General features: G+C 57.2%; 14 protein-coding genes. 6 read left to right on the top strand and 8 right to left on the bottom strand.

The annotated features are described in order from the left end of the window. Positions 1-49 precede the first annotated feature (49 nt). Positions 50-1,120, top strand: a complete 1,071-nt coding sequence (gene queG, locus AC3IP0_RS02440; protein ID WP_489326597.1) for a tRNA epoxyqueuosine(34) reductase QueG — start codon at positions 50-52, stop codon at positions 1,118-1,120. A gap of 31 nt (positions 1,121-1,151) precedes the next feature. On the opposite strand, the gene AC3IP0_RS02435 is transcribed toward queG, so the two are convergent. From AC3IP0_RS02435 to orn, 5 genes are all read right to left on the bottom strand, one after another. Then, a complete protein-coding gene (locus AC3IP0_RS02435) occupies positions 1,152-5,894 on the bottom strand; it encodes an RHS repeat-associated core domain-containing protein (protein ID WP_489326596.1) in 4,743 nt (1,580 codons plus the stop codon). A 93-nt stretch (positions 5,895-5,987) separates the two neighbouring features. Continuing rightward, on the bottom strand, positions 5,988-7,025 hold the full coding sequence (locus AC3IP0_RS02430; protein WP_489318113.1) for a hypothetical protein: 1,038 nt from the start codon (positions 7,023-7,025) through the stop codon (positions 5,988-5,990). A gap of 361 nt (positions 7,026-7,386) precedes the next feature. After that, a complete protein-coding gene (locus tag AC3IP0_RS02425) occupies positions 7,387-11,394 on the bottom strand; it encodes a dermonecrotic toxin domain-containing protein (protein ID WP_489326595.1) in 4,008 nt (1,335 codons plus the stop codon). A gap of 109 nt (positions 11,395-11,503) precedes the next feature. Further along, positions 11,504-12,115, bottom strand: coding sequence for a trimeric intracellular cation channel family protein (locus AC3IP0_RS02420; RefSeq protein ID WP_046039809.1), 612 nt, complete (start codon positions 12,113-12,115; stop codon positions 11,504-11,506). Positions 12,116-12,267: 152 nt separating this feature from the next. Then, positions 12,268-12,810 carry an oligoribonuclease gene (orn, locus tag AC3IP0_RS02415; RefSeq protein WP_007983969.1) on the bottom strand — a complete coding sequence of 181 codons (543 nt, stop codon included), beginning with the start codon at positions 12,808-12,810 and terminating at the stop codon, positions 12,268-12,270. 107 nt (positions 12,811-12,917) lie between these two features. On the opposite strand from orn, the gene rsgA reads away from it, so the two are divergent. The 4 genes from rsgA (at position 12,918) to AC3IP0_RS02395 (ending at position 16,009) form a co-directional block, all read left to right on the top strand. Beyond that, a complete protein-coding gene (gene rsgA, locus AC3IP0_RS02410; protein WP_095943175.1) occupies positions 12,918-13,949 on the top strand; it encodes a small ribosomal subunit biogenesis GTPase RsgA in 1,032 nt (343 codons plus the stop codon). A 199-nt stretch (positions 13,950-14,148) separates the two neighbouring features. Beyond that, on the top strand, positions 14,149-14,556 hold the full coding sequence (locus AC3IP0_RS02405; RefSeq protein WP_150727888.1) for a TIR domain-containing protein: 408 nt from the start codon (positions 14,149-14,151) through the stop codon (positions 14,554-14,556). A 2-nt stretch (positions 14,557-14,558) separates the two neighbouring features. After that, a complete protein-coding gene (locus AC3IP0_RS02400; RefSeq protein ID WP_489326594.1) occupies positions 14,559-15,518 on the top strand; it encodes a caspase family protein in 960 nt (319 codons plus the stop codon). Further along, positions 15,518-16,009 carry a toll/interleukin-1 receptor domain-containing protein gene (locus AC3IP0_RS02395; RefSeq protein WP_489318110.1) on the top strand — a complete coding sequence of 164 codons (492 nt, stop codon included), beginning with the start codon at positions 15,518-15,520 and terminating at the stop codon, positions 16,007-16,009. Before AC3IP0_RS02400 ends, AC3IP0_RS02395 begins: the two co-directional genes overlap by 1 nt. A gap of 339 nt (positions 16,010-16,348) precedes the next feature. On the opposite strand, the gene AC3IP0_RS02390 is transcribed toward AC3IP0_RS02395, so the two are convergent. From AC3IP0_RS02390 to motA, 3 genes are all read right to left on the bottom strand, one after another. Continuing rightward, positions 16,349-16,618: a hypothetical protein gene (locus tag AC3IP0_RS02390; protein WP_223461537.1), complete on the bottom strand. Its 270-nt coding sequence runs from the start codon at positions 16,616-16,618 to the stop codon at positions 16,349-16,351. A 230-nt stretch (positions 16,619-16,848) separates the two neighbouring features. After that, positions 16,849-17,877, bottom strand: coding sequence for a flagellar motor protein MotB (gene motB / locus AC3IP0_RS02385; protein ID WP_489326592.1), 1,029 nt, complete (start codon positions 17,875-17,877; stop codon positions 16,849-16,851). Positions 17,878-17,880: 3 nt separating this feature from the next. After that, on the bottom strand, positions 17,881-18,732 hold the full coding sequence (gene motA / locus AC3IP0_RS02380) for a flagellar motor stator protein MotA (protein ID WP_015093220.1): 852 nt from the start codon (positions 18,730-18,732) through the stop codon (positions 17,881-17,883). A gap of 167 nt (positions 18,733-18,899) precedes the next feature. Between motA and AC3IP0_RS02375 the strand changes: the two genes are divergently transcribed. Next, positions 18,900-20,438, top strand: coding sequence for an HDOD domain-containing protein (locus AC3IP0_RS02375; protein WP_489326590.1), 1,539 nt, complete (start codon positions 18,900-18,902; stop codon positions 20,436-20,438). Positions 20,439-20,446: the final 8 nt, after the last annotated feature.

The raw sequence follows: 20,446 nt of genomic DNA, 5'->3' as shown, positions 1-20,446 counted from the left end.
CGATGTCTGGCAGAATTATACGCACCTCAGCTCCGGTTTCTCTCGTCTCATGCCCGCTATTACCACAGACCTGCCCGCCCTCGCCCAATCCATCAAGGACTGGGGCCGCGAGCTGGGCTTCCAGCAAGTCGGCATCAGCGGCCTCGACCTGGCCGAGCATGAGCAGCACCTGGAACGCTGGCTCGAAGCCGGTTACCACGGCGAAATGGACTACATGGGCGCCCACGGCAGCAAGCGCTCGCACCCCGAAGAGCTGGTGCCGGGCACTTTGCGCGTGGTGTCCTTGCGCATGGATTACCTGTCCGGCGACACGCAGATGGCAAAAATGCTCGCCCAGCCGGAAAAAGCCTACGTCTCGCGTTATGCCCTGGGTCGCGATTACCACAAGCTGATCCGCAAACGCGTGCAACAACTGGCGGAAAAAATTCAGGCCGCGATCGGCCCGTTTGGGTATCGCGCCTTCGTCGACAGCGCGCCGGTGCTGGAAAAAGCCATTGCCGAACAAGCCGGCCTGGGCTGGATCGGCAAAAACACCCTGGTCCTCAATCGCAAGGCCGGCAGTTATTTCTTCCTCGCCGAACTGTTCGTCGACCTGCCGCTGCCGGTCGACCCGCCCCACGCCACCGAACATTGTGGCCGTTGCAGTGCGTGCCTCGACATCTGCCCGACCAATGCCTTCGTCGGCCCCTATGTGCTGGATGCCCGACGCTGCATTTCCTACCTGACCATCGAACTCAAAGGTGCGATCCCTGAAGACCTGCGGCCACTGATCGGCAATCGGGTGTTCGGCTGTGATGACTGCCAGATCGTCTGCCCGTGGAACCGCTTCGCCCGCCCGTCCGGCGAAAGCGACTTCAAGCCGCGGCACAATCTGGACAATGCCGGGCTGGCGGAACTGTTCATGTGGGATGAAGAGAAGTTTCTCAGCAGTACCGAAGGCTCGCCACTGCGCCGGACCGGTTACGAAAACTGGTTGCGTAACCTGGCGGTGGGCCTGGGGAATGCGCCTTCAACGATTCCGGTGCTGGAAGCGCTGAAGGCGCGACGGGAGTATCCGTCGGAGCTCGTCAGAGAGCATGTTGAGTGGGCGCTGAAGCAGCACGCCGATCGCCTGGATTGAGTCAGCCGACAACCGGGAGTATCAGTGAAACTCAGGTGTGACCACCCACTTGCAATATTTCAACAATGCGATTGGTGTCATCCACCAAAAAGGTCACCCGATCCTTTGCCCCTATCCGTACTTCATATCGGCCCAGCTTTTTCTCAAGCAGCGTGTACTTGGGGTCCCCCATTCTGTTGGATGCCTGTACCGGAGAGAGTCCCTCATTGGCAATGCTGTCTTTGAATACGTCGTATTGGTCCATCGAGCTTTGGCTCAAGTCCGACTTGATATTCTTCGACTTTGGCTCTTTAAGGGTCCACTTCTTGGGGGCGTCATCCGTTTTTTGGCCAGACTTTGCTGCCTTGGCCGCGGCTTTCGCACCTTTGCCTTTTACCACTGATGTCCCCGCCCTCGAACTACTTCCGTTCATTCCTCTCGCCATGGCCCGGCCTGCCTCCTTGGAACCTCCGCTCAAGCCTGGTTTAAAGGCATTCGCCATTTTATTCCCCCACTGAACAGCACTTTTGCCAAGGGCTCCCAACCCGGCGCCTGCCGACAGTACGCCGGTAGTCAGGCTCGCCCAGCCAAGGATTTCTCCGACACCCGATCCCGGCGCCACTTCATCGACGATGATGCCGGCAATTCCCAACGTCGCAGAGGACGCCGCCAACGCCAGGCCGATAACCGCCAGTGGCGTCGCCGCTCCCATCGTCACGACGCTCAGGGCAAAACCGGCAATCGACAGGGCGATCCCCAACAAGGCCTTCCAGAAGTGCCCGGTGGGATCGACCCGATTGATCGGATCGCCACCGCAATAGGCATAGGGGTTCAACCCGCCCGCACCGAACGGGCTCATGCTATCCGGGCTGAGAAAGCGCATCAGCGCAGGGCTGTAAGCCCGATAACCATTGCCCAGCAGATACAACCCCGTCAACGGATCGAGTTGCTCGCCACTGAAACCCAGCACGCTGAACAGCCCGCCCTCCGCCGGACGATGCCCATATGGGCTATAGGCGAAGTCCTGACGTTGCGCGCCCGTCACTTCAGTCAACACATTGCATTGTTGATCAGTACCCAGAAGTCCAGTCCCGGCACCCTGCCCCTGCCGGTTCTGCCCTAATACAACATCAGCGTTGCGCAAACAGGTGCGCTTGTCCTGGCCGCGCACTTCGTTGATCACTCGCCCTTCGCGGTAATAGCGCTGGGTTACCGGGCCGGCCGGTTGCGACAACTCGACCAGACGATCCTGCGCATCGTAGTGATAACCACGCACCACCGCTCCGACGGCGCTGGCCACTTGCGTCAGGCGCCCCAGTGCGTCGTACGTCAGTATGCGGGCCTGTTCATCCTTGATCAGCTTTCCACTGGCGTCGTACCGCAGCACCACCGGCGCCGGGTAATCCTTGTGACTGTGCCGAATACCAACCAATTGAGTGGGATCGCTGGGACTGTAATCGTAGGAAGCGAGGTTTTTACCGCCGGGAAATTCGGTTTCCAGCGTGACGATGTTGTCCATCGCGTCGAACACATAGGTTTGCTTGACGATCTCTTTGCCGTACGGATCTCGGGGCCGGTGCGTACCAAAGCTGCTGTACTGGCTCAAACGCCCGCGTTTGTCATAGCTGAAGCGCTCTTCACGCAAGACCACATCGCCGGTTTTCAAGGACCTTTGCGCCAGCTTGCTGGCCGCAGTGTAACTAGAGGTCAGGGTGTGGGTGTCCGAACCGCTGACCTCGAAGCTGCGCGATATCTCTCGCCCCAGATCGTCGTATGCGAGGTGGGTAACCAGCGAACGGGTACCCGTCGCATCCTGTGCGTTGACCCTCGTCAACTGGCCGAGCGCGTTGTAAGCGAATGCGGCCTTGAGCGCATCGTGCTCAAAAGATTTCGGGCGTCCGAATTCATCGTAAGCGGTTGTGTGTCGGTTCCCGATCACATCGGTACAGGTCAAGGGGCGTCCGCCCAAGGAATAGGTATAGAGTGCCTTCTCCTGCCTCGCACCCAAGGTCGAGATTTCACGTTTGAGGCGTCCGGAAGGGTAATACTCGAAACGGCTCTCCCGTCCCTGCTCGGTACACATCGTCGGTAGACCAAGCTTGGGGTGATAGGTGTAACTGGCCAGTAAACCGGTAGCCTTGCGTTGGGTCACTTGCCCACCGAGGTTGCGCTCATAGCGGTATTCAACCCTCTCACCACCTGGTGCCTGCTCCCAAACCGGTTTGCTGAAACCCGCCTCGAAGCCGACATTGGTCACCCGGCCACCGACGCGGCTCTGGATCAAGCGTCCGAGCCCGTCAAAGGTCTGCCGGCCCAGGCTGCGCCCCGCGATTTTCACCTCAACGGGCAATTGCCCATGGCTCTGGGGCGCATACTCGGTTTCCACCGCATGACCATCCGGCAAAACACTGCGCCGAAGTCGATTGAACACGTCGTACTGGTAGAGCGTTTTGTTGCCTGCCGGATCAGTCTGACTGACGCCCCGCCCGAGCCCGTCATATTCGTGAAGGGTCTTGCCCAGGCTCCCGCCCTTGAGGTCAAACAACTCGATGCTTTCGGGCTTACCGATATCCTTGTAGACCGTGACAGTCTTGCCCATGCCTTCCTGCCAACTCGTTTCACGCAAGGTCACGGGGTCATATTCGACGTGTTCTTCGCGCCCATCGGCATGCAGCGTGGTTTTTACCTGCCCCCAATCATCGAAGACAAAGGCAGTTTTGAGTGCCAGTGGTGCGCCTTGCAACCAATCGGTCGCAGTCTCTTCGACGAGTTGCCCCACTGCGTTGTATTGCGCCGAATAAACCGTACGCAGCGGCCCGTCAGCCTGGTCATCTGCGTCCTGCTCTTCGATGAGAATCGTGCGACCCAGGCCGTCATAGGTGACTCGTTGTTGCTGGCCGTTGACGTCGGTACTGAGGCTCGTCGCGGGGACAGTACTGCCGGCAGCCAATTGATAACGGTTGCTGCGCCTGGCTTCGAACGCCGTACCAGGAGCGACTGTCTCACTCACCATCCGGCCAAGCGCGTCGTACTCGAAGACGACCGTTCCTTCGTCTTCGTTCTGTTCGGACAATTTCGCACCATTGAATATCGAATAGTTCCTGGTGACCGTAGCGCGAGTGCCGTCAAACCCAGTCAATGTGGTTTGCAACGTGCGGCTAGTATCGCTGTGGCTGTACAGGAATTCGGAGTGGGTCGACTTGCCATTGCAGGTGACGGTTTGCCTTTGCAGCAGACCGTGGAGTTGTGGGTCGTCGGGGCGCTCGAAATAAAGCAGGTCGGTTTGTGAGCGCAAGGTTTCGTTGTTCTGGACAAGCTCAAACAATTGCTCCCGAACGGGAACCACGTTTTGTACCGTTGCGCCACTCACCCCTTGTTGCAACTGATAGCGATAGCGAGTGACGGTCGTTGCGGCCGCCGCCATCCCTTCAGCCGGGGACACCGTTCGCTGCTTTTCGAATCGCACGAATCCCAAAGGATCCGCCGGGCAACCCTCGGCGCCCGATGCCGGGTAGAACTCGGAGTCCGTCGTTACACCGTTCGAGTCGACCTGTTTAAGCAGGTTGCCAAAAGCGTCAAACTCGGTGCGCCGCACTTCGTCCCGCGACTGTTTCGTCTCACGATTCGCGTAACGTACTGTCTGGATTTTTGGCAATCGGAACTGTGCCGGTTGTTCCGCGAAATCCTTGCGCGGGTCCAAGTGGTACTCAATCAAGTGTGAGGTCACCATTTTTTTACAGGTCGTCACCTCCGACACCTGCAAATGATACTTATTGTAAGTCCGTACCGTAGAACTATGATTTTTACCATCCAGCATCAAGCACTCGGTCGACGTGTAAGAATAGTCACCCGCGGCTTGATAGAGATTGTCACCCTCCTCTGACCACTTGATGCCATCGGCATTGAAGCCCAGGAAATTCTCATCGGAAAATTCATAGTTCCTGGTTGTGGCTGGCTGGCCATGCCTGGGAAATACGGTATGCGAATTGACGAATGGAATGGATCGAAGAGAGGCCCCTCGCGGGAGGCGATGTCCTACTTCCTGGTAACCGATGAACTCGCGCGCGCCCAACGGTGAATCGACTTGCGTCAGATAACTGCGACCACCAAAAACCTCATATGTCAGGATCCAGGATTCACTGGCAGACAAATCAATGGATACAACCCTGTCATTTATTAGACTCAGGACGAACTTCGTCTCGCATGGAGTATTTGGATATTTAGTAAAAGTGACTTCTCCCGGGGTGCGCGAGACACTCAGCAAAATTCGCTGATCATCACTTACATCCTTGAGTATTGGCTGATCGTTGATAGCGCTGTAGTTAAGCGTGATGCTTGCGCCATTAGGCACCACGATTCGTCTTGGAACGGCGACTTCGCTGGCTCCGTAGACCTCCAACTCTTCACGCAAACCATTTTTATGCACGACGTCATAGCGGTTGGGTGAAGGCCGACTGGCTTTGATGGTTTCAAGCTTCAGTTCATCGAAAGTCAGGCCTGTACCGGACACATTAGCCTTGTAACTTTCACCGCTGGACAGCGCTAACATTTCTGTCGAAGTGTCAAATCGTGTCAGCGCAAGCGACCACCCTATCCCAAAACCGACATCACTGTCATTGAGTGGATTGAAATACAAATAAATAGGCAAGGTGGGACCGTTCAACCCCCCAGACTTGATCTCACCCAATGTTAAATTACATGTGTAAATTCCAGTGCGCGGATCAACTCCACCGGATATGAAATCGTGAAAATTAAAGGCATTTGAATAAATATTTTTTGAATTATTTAAAGTCACTGAAATTCCCTTTCAGAAAAGAAGAAAAACCCAATCAGCAAAACGATTCCGGCGCACTGACTTCTCGAAAAGAAGTCAGACGCGACATGAACACTAACCTCTTTGCAGAATAAACTTCAGATTGAACTCATCAACCTTAATCGACAGATTATGATCATTTCCATACTCATCAATAACGGTAAATGGGAACACGCCTTTGCGGTCCACAAAGGAACCCGCGAGCATTCCCGAGGCGCCTTTAACTACAGAGAGCTCTCCGAAACGATGATGAACATTGATGTCGTACTGACCTCCTGGCATATTGATTCGAACGCTATTCCGGTCAGAAGAGGGAAAGACACCAACAAGGTACTTTATCGCCCAAGCAGCACTTCTTGGCATTACCTGATAAAAATCTATTGGATATATATCAAGCTCATTGTATTTGGCGCTTTCCCAAGAAAGTAACTGCACTTGTCTCGAACCCGGGTAGAGCCCCAAATGATACAAAAACAGATGATCCCTATAAGGTTTTTGTTGTTCAAGCGTCTCTAGATCCCAGCGAAATTGCTCAATTCCATAAGTGACCTTTTTCTCAGCCTGGATAATGATGCTCTTATTTATTTTCTTACCGTCCGGATTCGTCGTATTGTTGCTTCTATAGACCTTCCCTTGCAAAGTCATCTCTACCGCAATCCGGACCTGTGAAACTTCAGAGGAGGAAACCCAAAACACTAGCGGCTCATTTTGTATTGCGGATTGTCGTTCATTTACCGAAGCAGGCTGTAGCCAGCCCGGCATCTCATGGGAATACTTGTTCTCTATAGTGGTATAGTTCCAACCAACCAAAGGCTTGTCGATATAAACATTACTCTCTAATGGTTTTCCGTTGTGATAATGAATCAATCTTGTCGACACCAATTCAGGAAAATAGGGAAGCGTAATAGGATTACCATCCTCATCCTCAGCCGCTACCACGACCCACACACGCACCTGCATCCTGCCATTGGCATATATTTTTTTTGATTCGATACCAGGAACTTCAAACCTGACCTCGAGATTCGTTACTTTATGTATTCGCCCGACCGCCTTTATTTGCGACTCAGACACACCAGAAACAGCCTTATCATTTAACCCGTTAAAATCGCTCATTAGCACATTCCTTGTCATTCATTATTGCAACGCTTGTCTGCAGTAAATATCACAACCGGACACCTAGCCAATCGCTACTTGCCCGGCAGTGCCAGATGAATAACAAGAAAATTAACTTACGACCATCTGCAAGATTAACAGCCTGTTTCAGGCTTTTCGCCAAAGAACTCCAAACATTCAAGCTCTTTTAAATAACCACAAGACTGAAGGCCGCACAAACACTCGCCCCTCATCCTTTCAGAGCATAGTCACACCAACCCGCCCTTAACTTAATATTTCTAAACTCTTACTGATCAATGATTTGTAGGGCATCGATATACAGCACTACCGTAGCGACGCCCGATTCACCGAGCACTGCAAATCAGTCGTCAGCCTCACCACTTTCCACACCACTCTCATCGAATTCAGACTCACTTTCGATATCATTTTCATCAAATTCGTCTTCTAACGGCTCATCTATCTGAATCAACACCCGCCTATCCAGGCTCGCATTATTTTTATAATCAGAAACACGTTGCTTGCTTGCCGGGCTCAGTGGATTGTCAGAAAAATTGTAGTTCGCCTCACGGGTATCGGGCACATCGAGCAATTCCTCGGGCAGTTCGACAATCTCGTTGAATGTCAGGTCAACAAACGTCAGTTTTTCCAGTGCAAATAGCCCATAGGGCACTTCCGTAAGCCCCGTAGATTTCAATTGGAGCCGCTCAAGCCTCTTCAAATGACCGACTTCGGGACTCATACCCAACGGATTGTTGTCCAGATCAAGCTCTTCAAGATTTTCCATATGAGCCAGCCCTTCCGCAGTGGCTTCAGTCAGACGCAGATTGCAGTTTTCAAGCGCAAGACTGACGAGCGATCGCATCTGGAAGGTTTCAACCGGAAAGCTGTCCAGTCGAACGCCCCTTATCGTCAGGAACTCAAGAGCGGGGAAGTTTTTCAGAAAGCTTCCGGCCTTTAGATAGTCGCTGTTGTTGACCAACAAAAATTCGGACACGTGACTGAAATCCGCCGACAACTCAGGCAAATCACCAATGATGTCCAGTTTTGAAAAAAACCTGCGGGTATCGAAGCGGTTCTCCGCTGTCAGCTGCCGACTCCAGCAAGCCTTCACCACCTCAATGAATGAAGCCCTGTTGCGCCTTTGAATGGCAGACGCCTCGGCGGTCAAAACAACATCCGTCAATGGATGACGGGGTGGTATGTCGGCGCCCCAGACATCCAGATCATTGACCAGCGTCAGGTATTCATTTTCCAGACGAGCCAGGGCCGGCAACGGATTGGTACCCAGTCGGGTTTCGCGCAAGGCCTGTAACTCTTCTTCCGCCAAGGTCGGAAAAAGCCTGCGCAGGCGTGGTTCAACGGCACCGGACGCCGTAGGCAGGCTATCGCCTCCCCCCAACAGATACCCGGCGCGACCGACGGCCAGTCCCATGGGTGAGCGCATGCCGGGCTCCAGCGGTGGCTGTCCGAACAACGTCCGCAACTCGGATCGCGGCAACAGGGGTTGGCGCATGACGGCCTGCTCCAGTTCGCCACCCTGGCCGACATGGGGCCGGCCGAGGGCTTCGCGCTGAGCCTGTGGCAGCGCGTGCTGGACAGCGCCATACAGATTGTCGATACCATGGAGTTGCTCGCCACGCTCATCAAAGGCTTCATACTTGCCCTGCTGCCTGACCAGCACCTTGCGTATCGGTGCGTCGCGCCGACCGATGCTGTCAAGCAGAGCGCCGCCAACCTGTGCGTCACGTACCTCAAGGCGCACATCCGCTGACCAACCGTCCAGCGTCTCAAGCGTATGCAGGGCAAGCATGTCGGTATCGGTACTCGATCGCGCCTCCAGGTAGAGCCCCTCATACGCACGATTGAGCCGCACTTCACGCAAATAGAACAGCGCCTCATGCGCCATCCGCCGTGGCATGCCATGCCTGTTTTGCAGATGCAGGCGTTCTGCAGAACTGGCCTCGGCCCACAACTCTTGTGCGATCGCCCGCGGCAATTGTGGGAACACCCGACGCATTTGCCGCGCGGGGGTGTCCGCGCCCGATTCGAACGCCTCGTCAAGAACCCTGAACAATTGTTCGCGGGAGGTTTGTGCCCATTGCGCCATCCGTCCGCGCAGCAACGAGGCACGAGCCGACAGGGAAGGCAGGGAGTCGCCAGGCGCCGGGCTTAATCCCAGGAGTTTTTTCAGCGCCCCCTCATCCAGGGTCGTCACAACGGTTTGAATCACGTTACCGTTACGCAACTGCCCCTCGGACAAAATCACCTGCTGCGTCTTCAGCAGGTGCAATTGCAGCCGCACGTCAGCCTTGGCGTAAAGCGCCGGATCAGTGCTACCCACATGATGACCAAACGCCCTGACTTGCTCATCGAGCCTGAAGCGTCGAATCGTATCGCCCAGCAAGGCCGGCGGGCGTCTTGAGTGGACATGCAGGTGCCGCAACATGGCTTCGTCGACGCCACTGACCGCAAGAATGCGCCGCGCCGTCTCGTCGGAAAATTCCGCCACCGAATGCCCCAGGCGCCGGAACAGTTGCGCACCTTGCCACTCCATTGGGCGCTCGACTTCGTGGGCCCAGGCGCCTTCGCCGTTGTGGGTCAGGCGCGGTCGATAGGCGTTCGGCCGCTCCGGGTGGCGCACGTGGTAGGCGTCGCTGTCAGGGTCGGCAGCGACTTCATAGGTGCGACTTTCAAGCGTGAGGAAAGTCTTGCCAGCGTGATGCTCAAGACCCAGATCGTCCGTAGCACCTCCCGTCGGTAGCGAGACGGATTGCTCATAAGGCGCGAGGTCGGGACGCCACAAACGCGTGCGGCCGTCGTGCAGCATCACCGGTTTGAGCCCTTCGACAAATGCCGATGGCTTGACCGCCAGCACTCTGCCAACCACGGCCGCCGCTGTTCCGAAAGCCGCAAGCTGCGCCAGGTTTTCGGCAATGCCCATCAGGTGATCGGCCGCCTGGGTAACCTGTCCCTCGGCCCAATCGAGAATGCCGGTAAAGGTTTCGTCCAGCAATTGATAGGCGGTGTAGGCCAGCATCAACTCGCCCGCGAAAGGCACGAACGGCATGACCACCAAGGTGGCGACCTGGAGGATGATGGAGGCCACACTCTGCAGACTGTCCCAAAACGCCCAGCGCGACTGGCGGTCTTCGTCCGCCGTGGGCACAGCGATAATGCGTGCGTCGTTGAGGATTTTGTTCAGCGAGCCCTGGTACAACCATTGCCACGGATCACCCTGAACCCGGTGCACGTCAAATCGCAGCAAGGGATTGTCCACTCGCATACGACGCCAGGCAGGTTGCGGGTCACCGGGTTGCGGGGGATGCCACGCCACAACATTCAGAGACTGGTCGAGCGCGGCAAAAAACGCCCCGCGCTGCTCATGATCGATAAACCGGGCAAAAAACCTTTGGTAGGCCGGTGAGCGCAGTTGCTCAATCAATGTCGCCCTGAACGCCAGCGTCGACGGATATTCCTTGATCGGGTGCTGTGGATCATCGGGTATGTACACCAAAATCGGCTCAACCCTGGAAGAACGCTCCAGATCACCCGCCAGAAGCATGATTCCGGTCAGCCGGGCCGTCATGATCTGCAATTGATAACAATGCATGGCCGGGCTGCGCACGCCATCAAGCAGGCGCAACAGCAAGGCTTGCGAGTCCGCGCCGATATCCCCTTTCATCCGCGCCAACAACACAGCCGCTCTGAACGCGTCCTTTTGGCTGGTTTTGACTCTGTATTCCAGGCCGGCCCTGGCTACCGCATCCTTCGGTAATAATATGGCTTCCAATTGCTGTGAGTACTGGCCACCGATATCCAGATCGCGACATATCGAAATAAAAGCTTCAATACCTATCCGCTCGTTAATCGAAAGAATATTGAAGTGGCCACGAGTATCGGGCTCACTGATAAAACAGGAAGCGCTGTCAAAGTAATTCGCAGCCGATTCTTTCGCTTCGAAGTTATGCAGTGCTGCATCAAGCAGGGAAAGGGTTTTAACCTGATACCCCTTCAAAATGCCCTTTGGCAGGTAGAGCCGCAGAAACGTTCGGGAGACATCCAGCTCAATACCGAAACGATCTTTCAACGCCTTCTGGAGCAAAGGCTCGGCAAACCGACGGACATCGGCAAGCGGCTCGAACACTCTATCCAGCCTGGACTGCGACAACCAGGCAGTCTTGATAGACTGGGCCAGGGCGGCGTGCGAGGCATCTGATGCGGTTCTGTACCAATCAGCAACGGCGACAGGTGCTCGTCGCAGCGCCAAGCGTCTGTGAGCTGACGCCTGGATTAGCCAGTCCGGGATTTTTTCTTCGATGAATCGATTACGACTTTTACCGGTGCAACTCTCTGAACATGCGTCAACCATTACAAATAGCCTATAAACTGAAATGAAAATTCAGCTTATAAAAAGTAACAGTTCATAAAGTGCTAAATAATTACCGCACATTTTCTCGAAGTAGTAAGAGTCATAACACTCACTGCTCGTCGTTATAAACAAACTTTGGCATTTCCCAGTGGAAGCGGATCGCCAGCAAGCGCAGCAAAAAACCACCGAACAGGGTGATCAGAATCGATTGTTCACCGGGTAATTGCAGGTAGATACACAGCATGTAACACCATGCCGCCGCAAACGAAACGCTGGCATAGAGCTCACGCCGGAAGATCAGCGGAATATCGTTGCAGAAAATATCCCGCAGAATGCCGCCGAAAACGCCGGTGATCACGCCGCTGACCGATGCCACCAACATGCCATGACCCATTTCCAGGGCAGTGATGCAGCCGATCAGGGTGAACGCCACCAGGCCCATGGCATCGAGCACCAGAAACAGTGAGCGCAAATGCCGCATCCAGCGCGCCGTGAACACCGTGATCATGGCGGCAGCCGTGGTCAGCACCAGGTATTCCGGGTGTTTGACCCAAGTCAGCGGGTAGTGCCCCAGCAGCACATCGCGCACCGACCCGCCACCCAGCGCCGTGACGCAAGCGATCAGCACTACACCGAACCAGTCCATGCCGCGACGGCCGGCAGAGAGGGCGCCAGTCATGGCTTCGGTGGTGATGGCGATCAGGTAGAGCATCAGCAGCATAGTGGCGGTCCTTGCAGAAAGGCGCGCAGTCTACTCACTTCACCCAGGCACCAAAAGAGGGCGCAGCTCACTGTAGGAGCCGGCTTGCCGGCGAAGGCATCCTCAAGGGCCCCTTCGCTGGCAAGCCAGCTCCTAAAGTTCGGGTTTCAGGCTCAGGCCTTGATGAAATGCTTGCGGTAGTGCTGCAACTCGGCGATGGATTCGCGGATGTCGTCCAGCGCCAGGTGCGTGCTGCCCTTCTTGAAGCTGTCACGCACATCCGGTGCCCAGCGCGCAGCCAGTTCTTTGAGCGTGGACACGTCGAGGTTGCGGTAGTGGAAATAGCTTTCCAAAGATTTCATGTGGGTATAAAGGAAGCGACGGTCCTGGCAGATGCTGTTGCCGCAGATCGGCGACTTGCCTTTCGGCACCCACTTTTCCAGGAAGGCGATGGTTTCGGCTTCGGCTTCGGCCATGCTGATGCGGCTGTCGCGAACCCGCTGGGTCAGCCCGGAACCGCCGTGCTGACGGGTGTTCCACTCGTCCATTCCGGCGAGGATTTCGTCGCTGTGGTGAATGGCGATCACCGGGCCTTCGGCCAGTGTGTTCAGGTCACTGTCGGTGACGATAGTGGCCATTTCGATGATGACGTCGGTGTCCGGGTTCAGACCGGTCATTTCCAGGTCGATCCAGATCAGGTTCTGTGGGTTTTGCATGTGTCGGCTCCTAGGCAATGCTGCGCAGTTTAGCCTAGGCCGGTGGCCGGGCGTGCTAAACTCGCGGCCGTTTTACCTAATCGCTGCATTCTTGATACGGAACACCCATGGCCAAACGCCAACTCAATCGTCGTCAAAACTGGCGCATCGAAAAGATTCAGGGCGAACGCGCTGCCCGCGCCGCCAAACGCGAGTCCTCGGCTGTCGAGGCGCTTGAGGGCGGCGATCTGGGCCCGGAACAGCACGGTCTGGTGATCGCGCACTTCGGCGTGCAGGTCGAGGTCGAGGCCCGCGACGGCGAATTGGCCGGCCAGGTATTCCGTTGCCACCTGCGCGCCAACCTGCCGGCGCTGGTGACCGGCGATCAGGTGGTCTGGCGTGCCGGCAACCAGGGCATCGGCGTGATCGTGGCGCAACTGCCGCGCAACACCGAGTTGTGCCGCCCGGATAGTCGTGGCCAGCTCAAGCCGGTTGCAGCCAACGTCGACATGATCGTCATCGTGTTTGCACCGCTGCCCGAACCCCACGCCAACCTGATCGACCGCTATCTGGTGGCGGCCGAGCATGCGGGCATCAAGCCGCTGTTGCTGCTGAACAAATTCGACCTGATCGACGACAACAACGCACCAGCGCTGAATGCCTTGCTCGCGGTTTACCGCACCCTCGGCTATCCGGTGCTGGAAGTGTCGGCGCACCACGGCAACGGCATGGAGCAGCTGCAGAAGCAACTGGACGGACGCATCAGCGTGTTCGTCGGCCAGTCCGGTGTCGGCAAGTCGTCGCTGGTCAACAGCCTGCTTCCGGAAGTCGAAACCCGCGTCGGCCCGCTGTCCGAACTGTCCGGCCAGGGCACCCACACCACCACCACCGCGCGGTTGTTCCACTTCCCCGGCGGCGGTGAGCTGATCGACTCCCCGGGCATCCGCGAATTCGGCCTGGGCCATGTCAGCCGTGCCGATGTCGAAGCCGGCTTCATCGAGTTCAACGACCTGCTCGGCACCTGCCGCTTCCGTGACTGCAAGCATGACCGCGAACCCGGTTGCGCCCTGCTCAAGGCCCTTGAAGACGGCCGCGTGCAGCAGCAACGGATGAACAGCTACCGCTCGATCATCGCCAGCCTGCCGGAAAACGGCTACTAAACAGACGTGCCGACCGCCCTGCCTTCAGCGGGGCGGCCGGCGGCTGGATCTTTCCCCCACTTAAACATCAGACATTTCTGTAAGACGCCCGCACCGGCACTTGTAGGGGATTTCTCTTTAAGTCACATCCCCTTGTAGCCGCCAGCCAATAGCCTAGTTTCAGACCCTCTTCGCACTCCAGCGACACCGAGGGACACCCATGCAAACCTACCACCTGTTCATCAGCCACTCGTGGAACTACCCCGACGCCCACGACAATCTCGTGCGCCTGCTCAACGCCAAGCCCGGTTTCACCTACAAGAACTTTTCGGTGCCACCGGACAACCCGATTGTCGGCGCGAAAACTGATAAACAACTTGAGGAGGCCATCGAAAACAAGATCCGCCCATGTTCGGCGGTATTGATCATGGCCGGGATGTATTCCACCTACAGCAAGTGGATCAACAAGGAAATCGAGATCGCCCAGCGCATGGGCAAGGTGATCATTGCGATCAAGCCGTTCGGTGCCGAGCGCATTTCCACGGTGGTACGTGACGCGGCACATGCCGAGTGTGCGTGGAACACCAACAGCATCATCGATGCGATTCGCCAGCATACGGCGGTGTAACCATGCGCAAGGGACTGTTTATCGGCATCAACGACTACACCCATGTGTCGCGCCTGAGCGGTTGCAGCAATGACGCCATGGCCATGGCCTCGGTGCTCAAGACCGACGCCAATGGCGATCCGAACTTCAAGAACATCGTACTGACCTCCGCCGAGGACTACCTGGGCCGGGAAAAACTCGAAACCCAGATCCGCGAGCTGTTTGCCGGGGACTGCAATGTCGCGCTGCTGTATTTCGCCGGCCACGGCAGCTTCGACACCGACACCGACGAAGGCGTGTTGATCCCGCAGGATTACAAGAGCGCCAAGGACGGGATTCGCCTCAGCGACATTCTCAATTGGGCGAGCAAGGCCACGAAGATCAAAAACAAAGTGATCATTCTCGATTGTTGCCAGAGCGGCTCGGCCGGCGAACTGCGCGCCTTGCGCAGCGAAGGCAGCGTGGTCGGCGAAGGCATGACCATTCTGACTGCCTGCAAAAAGGAAGAGCCGGCGATGGAGGGCGTGCAGCACGGTGTGTTCACCGGATTGCTGCTCCAGGCCCTGCACGGTGGAGCAGCGAACATCCTGGGCAAGATCACCCCCGGCAGCCTCTATTCGTTTGTCGACAACGCCCTCGATGCCTGGGAACAGCGTCCGGTGTTCAAGACCAACGTCTCGCAGTTCATTTCCCTGCGCGAAGTGTCACCGCTGATCCCCAAGGAAATCCTGCGCAAACTCCCCGACTGGTTCGCCGAAGCGGAGTCAGTGTACCCCCTCGCCCCCAGCTTCGAGCCCACCGAACCCGAGTTCAACCCGGAACAGGGCGAGGTCTTCGCCCAACTGCAAAAGTGCAACCGCCACAGCCTGGTCGAACCGGTGGACGCCGAACACATGTACTACGCCGCCATCCACTCCACCGGTTGCCGCCTCACCGCCCTCGGCGCCTATTACCGCGAACTCGCGATCAAGGGACATTTCTGATGCCAGTGTTTATCAGCTACCGCCACATGGACCGCGCCTACGCGATCAACATCAATGCGCGTTTGATGCAGGCCAACATAAAGACCTACCTCGACGTGCTGGATGCAGAATCCCAGACCACCGACGACATCACCGGGGTGATCACCCGCAACATCAGCGAATGCACGCACCTGCTGGCAGTGGTGTCGGAGAAAACCGCGCTGTCCTGGTGGGTGCCGTTCGAAATCGGCGAGGCGACCATCACCAACCGGCGCATCTGCTCGTTCAAGACCGGCCCGACAGAGTTGCCGCTGTACCTCGATAAATGGCCGAAGCTGACCAGCGACCGGGACATCGAGTTCTTTATTGATGCATATCGCAACGAGTCGATGCTCAAGCGCTCGATGTCACTGGATTCGGTGACCGGTAGCGAGTCGGTGCGTAGCGTTAACAAATCCAATGCGGATCGCTTTCACACCGATCTCAAGACGCGGATCATTCGTGGGTTCTGAAACTGCAGTAAAGGCAAAAAAACCGTGATCGTGTCGCGGCTTTTGGTACTCGCCTTGCGGCCTATCGATCATTTTCGTGACACCACGAAAATGATCGGCAGCATTCATTCCAGTCGTGTCGCACACATAAAAAAGCCGCGACTATCGTAATGCTGTTCACTAAAGGACGAACACTGTACCCGTGGCGAGAGAGCTTGCTCCCGCTGGGGCGCGAAGCGGCCCTAAAAATGGGACTGCTGCGCAGTCCAACGGGAGCAAGCTCCCTCGCCACAGGTTGTTTATTGTTCGCTCTATCTCTTAAGTGAGCAGCATTGCACGACTAACGCGGCTTCCTTATTCTCAGCGTGCGATCTTTTCCAGCGTCCACCCCAGCGCATCCAAGGCGTCGCAGCCATCCTGAATCAATATGTGTGCGGCGTTGGCGAAATGCTCCAGGTCATGACCTTCGGCATCTTTCACGCACAGGCAGGTGACGCTGTTGAGCAAATTGCGTGCAGCTTTGATTCGGTGGACGGCAGTTTCAAGAAGATCGGAAGCACGTGCTTCGGTATCGATGTACAGCGTCGGACCGACGCTGAGGTTGCCTTGCAGAAGGTGGTACTTAGCCATAGGTCTAACTCCAATCAATTGGATGAGATTCCCTCTTTGATTCGACCGGCTAAGATCGGTCACTGCGTGAGCGGCAACGGCTGAACTATAGACAGATTCGTGCACGACTGAGAACCTTGGCGCAAAACTTCAGATCGTTCCTACAGCTACCAGGCAGACACAAAGCACTCGGAGACACAGGCACGAAATAGACACAAAAAAGCCGACATCGCTGTCGGCTTTTTTGTCGGTCACTGCTTGGGCGGTTCAGCCGGTTTTGGTGCCGGGTCATCAAACAGGTTCAGACGCTCACGCAGTTCATGAGCCGGCAGAGGCTCCTTGTCCGCCGGCAACGCGTTCGGGTCGACCGGTGCAGCCGGTGCGGCTCCCGGAGCGGCCGAACCTTGCGGTGCATCAGGAGCAGCCTCCGCGCCTTGCGAACCTTCGATCGCACGCTGGGCTTTCTTGGTCAGCACCACGATGTCGATACGGCGGTTCACCGGGTTGAACGGATGTTCGCGATCGAACAAAGCCGACGAGGCATAACCGACCACCCGCGCCACCTGCGCCTCCGGATAGCTGCCCGCCACCAGCGCACGCCGTGCAGCGTTGGCACGGTTGGCCGAAAGCTCCCAGTTGCCGAAATCACCGGTGCCGGTATATGGCTTGGCATCGGTGTGGCCGCTGATACTGATCTTGTTCGGCACCGCCTTGATGGTGTCGGCCATGGCCAGCAGGATGTCTTCGAAATACGGCTTCAAGCGAGCTGAGCCTGAATCGAACATAGGGCGGTTTTCCGCGTCCATGATCTGGATACGCAGGCCGTCCTGAGTGATCTCGAACAGTATCTGGTCCTTGAACTTCTGCATCTGCGGGTTTTCTTCGACCTTGTTCTGCAGTTCCTGCAGCAACAGTTCGAGGCGCTCTTTTTCGACCTGCTCGGCCATGCCTTCGACCTGGTCGGTATCGATGGTGACTTTGTCCGGCTGCGGCTGGGACTTCACCTCGGGGTTGAGGGTGTTTTCCGGCGCCAGGGTCGGCGTGCCGCCCAGATCGATGATGTAGGGCGTGCCGCTTTCGGAAAAGCCGATCGGGTCCTTGAAGTAACCGGCGATGGCAATCTTCTGTTCCGGCGTGGCGGTGGACAGCAGCCACAACACCAGGAAGAACGCCATCATCGCCGTGGCGAAGTCGGCGAAGGCGATTTTCCACGCGCCCCCGTGATGCCCGCCGGCGATGCGCTTGACGCGCTTGATGATTATCGGCTGATTATTTTCCATAACTTAACGACCGCGAACCGCTTGTTCCAGCTCGGCGAAGCTTGGACGGTGCGCCGGGTACAGGACCTTGCGCCCGAACTCCACGGCCAGCGATGGCGGCATGCCGGAAGCCGAAGCCACCAGCGAGGCCTTGATGGCTTCGTAGACGTTCAGCTCTTCCTTGGCATCGTGGGCCAGGGAATGGGCCAGCGGGCCAAAGAAGCCGTAGGCGGCGAGAATACCGAAGAAGGTACCCACCAGTGCCGCACCCACGTGCAGGCCGATGGACTTCTGGTCGCCTTCACCCAGCGAAGCCATGGTCACCACGATCCCCAGTACCGCCGCGACGATACCGAAACCAGGCATGGCGTCGGCAATGCCGTTGACCGCGTGGGATGGGTGCTCCAGGTCTTCCTTGAGGCTGAACAGTTCCATGTCGAACAGGCCTTCCAGCTCGTGAGGAGCCATGTTACCGGAGGACATGATGCGCAGGTAATCGCAGATGAACGCGGTCATGCGCTCGTCCTTCAGCACCGTCGGGTACTTGGCGAAGATCGGGCTCGCGGCGGCATCTTCGATATCGCCTTCGATGGCCATCATGCCTTCGCGGCGACTCTTGTTGAGGATCTCGTAGATCAGGCCCAGCACTTCCAGGTAGAAGGCGTGGTTAAAACGCGAACTGAACATGCTCAGGGATTTCTTGAGCACGTGCATCGTCATGTAACCGGGGTTGGCCTGCAAGAACGCGCCGAGGGCGGCACCGCCGATGATCATGACCTCGAACGGCTGGATCAGGGCGGCAATCTTGCCGTGGGAAAGCACGTATCCGCCGAGCACGCTCGCGAATACGACGATGATGCCGATAATTTTAGCCATAGGTTAGGAGAGCACTTACTGAGTCGGGTTCAAGGTCATATTCGGAAGTTAAAAAATCTCTTCTTCTACTTATCGGCAAAACTGCGCCAGACTATAGCCAGTTCAGGCGAAAAGCTAATTTGACCCCTTGCGGGCATAGGTAATGTTGACGATGATCGCCTCCCACCATGGTTAACGAAACGAACGTCCCAACCCCGAAACCGACCACTCTCGAAGGCTGGGTCAAGCTGCTCGATGGAGTGCGCCTGCCGGTTCCGCAAGCCAGCCACGACCGTGTCTGCAAGGCCATCGGCGACAATCGCAGCTCGCTGCGCGATATCGCCGACCTCATGCAAGGCAGCCCGGCCCTGGCCTTGAGCGTGATTCGCGAAGCCAACCGGCACACCCATGGCGGCATGGCCGAGCCCGCGGAAAACCTTGAGGTTGCGATCAATCGCCTCGGCCTGAAACGCACCGAAGAACTGCTCGCGCGCCTGCCCGCCGAACCCCAGTCCGAGATCCCCAAAGCCCTGCGTCAGTTGCAGATGATCAGCCAGCACGCCACGCAACAGGCCAACGGTTTTTTTGCCAGTCGCCTGGCGCGCCTGTGGCAGGACATCCACTGGGGCAGCCTGCTGTTTCTTTCGCCGCTGTGGCCCCTGGCGCTGACCCATCCGAAACTGCTCGAAGATTGGGAGCTGCGGGTCATCCATAAAGGCGAGTCGGCACGCAAAGTCGAGCAGCAACTGTTTGGCGTACGCCTGCTGGACATCGGCCTGGCGCTGGTGGAGGTCTGGCGCTTGCCGATCTGGGTGCAGCAGGGCTATCGACTGTTGCTCACCGAACAGCGGGAGCTGGTGAAAGTCCTGCGCATCGCCCGCGACAGCGAGCACCCGTTGCGCCAGCAGAACCGCCTCGATGACGATCCGACCCTGCGTCGCTGGCTCAATCAACCGGCCAATACGGTGTTGCTGGCCAACGGGCTGGCGCTGTCGGCGCAGCACGCTTGGGACAGTCCCCACAGTGAGCGCTGGCAGTACCTGACCAGCCTTTACCTGCAAATGCCGATGGACGAACTGCAGCAACAACTGCACCAGCAAGCCGCCAACAGCGCACGCCAACACGCCATGCCCGACCTCTGGCACCCCGCCGAATCGCTGATCTGGCCGTGGGACATGAACCGTGTCCACGCAGGCTTGCTGCCGGCGGCGGCACCCACCGCCGAAGACCTGGCGAAGTGGCGCAAGCAATGCGCCGAACTGCTGGTCGAGCCGAGTCGTTTCACCAACGCCATGCACTTGACCATCGCCGCCCGGGACGCCCTCGTGGCCTGCGGCATGCGTCGGGTGATGATCCTGATGGCCGACCGCACCCACGCCAACCTGCGCGTGCACCAGACGGCCGGCCTGCCGAAGGAAGCGGCCGGGTTGAACTTCGTGGTCAGCCAAAGCAACGTGTTGCAACGCCTGCTCGCGCAGCAGGCACAAGTGCGCCTGACAGCCGCCAACAACGCGCAATTCTCGGCCCTGCTGCCCAACAGCCTGCGCTCACAGTTCAGCGGTGAACACCTGCTGCTGCGTTCGCTGGTCAACAATGGACGGGTGATCATGATCGTCGTGACGGATCAAGGCGGCGGGCCGTTTTCGGAAATTTCCGTACAGGCCTTCGGCAAAACCGCGCAGTGCATCGAGAAAGCCCTGCACAGCTTTAGCCACCGTGGCCAATAAGCTGCGTT

The organism is Pseudomonas sp. GL_103, from assembly GCF_057835175.1.
Note: the sequence above shows the minus strand (reverse complement) of the source record. Positions and strands in the feature narration are given on the sequence as shown.

Excerpts from the sequence above, each read along its gene's own strand:
- rsgA (WP_095943175.1), top strand. The coding sequence starts at position 12,918 with ATGGCCAAACGCCAACTCAATCGTCGTCAAAACTGGCGCATCGAAAAG.
- AC3IP0_RS02375 (WP_489326590.1), top strand. The coding sequence starts at position 18,900 with ATGGTTAACGAAACGAACGTCCCAACCCCGAAACCGACCACTCTCGAA.
- AC3IP0_RS02390 (WP_223461537.1), bottom strand. The coding sequence starts at position 16,618 with ATGGCTAAGTACCACCTTCTGCAAGGCAACCTCAGCGTCGGTCCGACG.
- AC3IP0_RS02430 (WP_489318113.1), bottom strand. The coding sequence starts at position 7,025 with ATGAGCGATTTTAACGGGTTAAATGATAAGGCTGTTTCTGGTGTGTCT.
- AC3IP0_RS02405 (WP_150727888.1), top strand. The coding sequence starts at position 14,149 with ATGCAAACCTACCACCTGTTCATCAGCCACTCGTGGAACTACCCCGAC.
- motA (WP_015093220.1), bottom strand. The coding sequence starts at position 18,732 with ATGGCTAAAATTATCGGCATCATCGTCGTATTCGCGAGCGTGCTCGGC.
- AC3IP0_RS02400 (WP_489326594.1), top strand. The coding sequence starts at position 14,559 with ATGCGCAAGGGACTGTTTATCGGCATCAACGACTACACCCATGTGTCG.
- orn (WP_007983969.1), bottom strand. The coding sequence starts at position 12,810 with ATGCAAAACCCACAGAACCTGATCTGGATCGACCTGGAAATGACCGGT.
- AC3IP0_RS02395 (WP_489318110.1), top strand. The coding sequence starts at position 15,518 with ATGCCAGTGTTTATCAGCTACCGCCACATGGACCGCGCCTACGCGATC.
- AC3IP0_RS02425 (WP_489326595.1), bottom strand. The coding sequence starts at position 11,394 with ATGGTTGACGCATGTTCAGAGAGTTGCACCGGTAAAAGTCGTAATCGA.
- AC3IP0_RS02420 (WP_046039809.1), bottom strand. The coding sequence starts at position 12,115 with ATGCTGCTGATGCTCTACCTGATCGCCATCACCACCGAAGCCATGACT.
- motB (WP_489326592.1), bottom strand. The coding sequence starts at position 17,877 with ATGGAAAATAATCAGCCGATAATCATCAAGCGCGTCAAGCGCATCGCC.
- queG (WP_489326597.1), top strand. The coding sequence starts at position 50 with ATGCCCGCTATTACCACAGACCTGCCCGCCCTCGCCCAATCCATCAAG.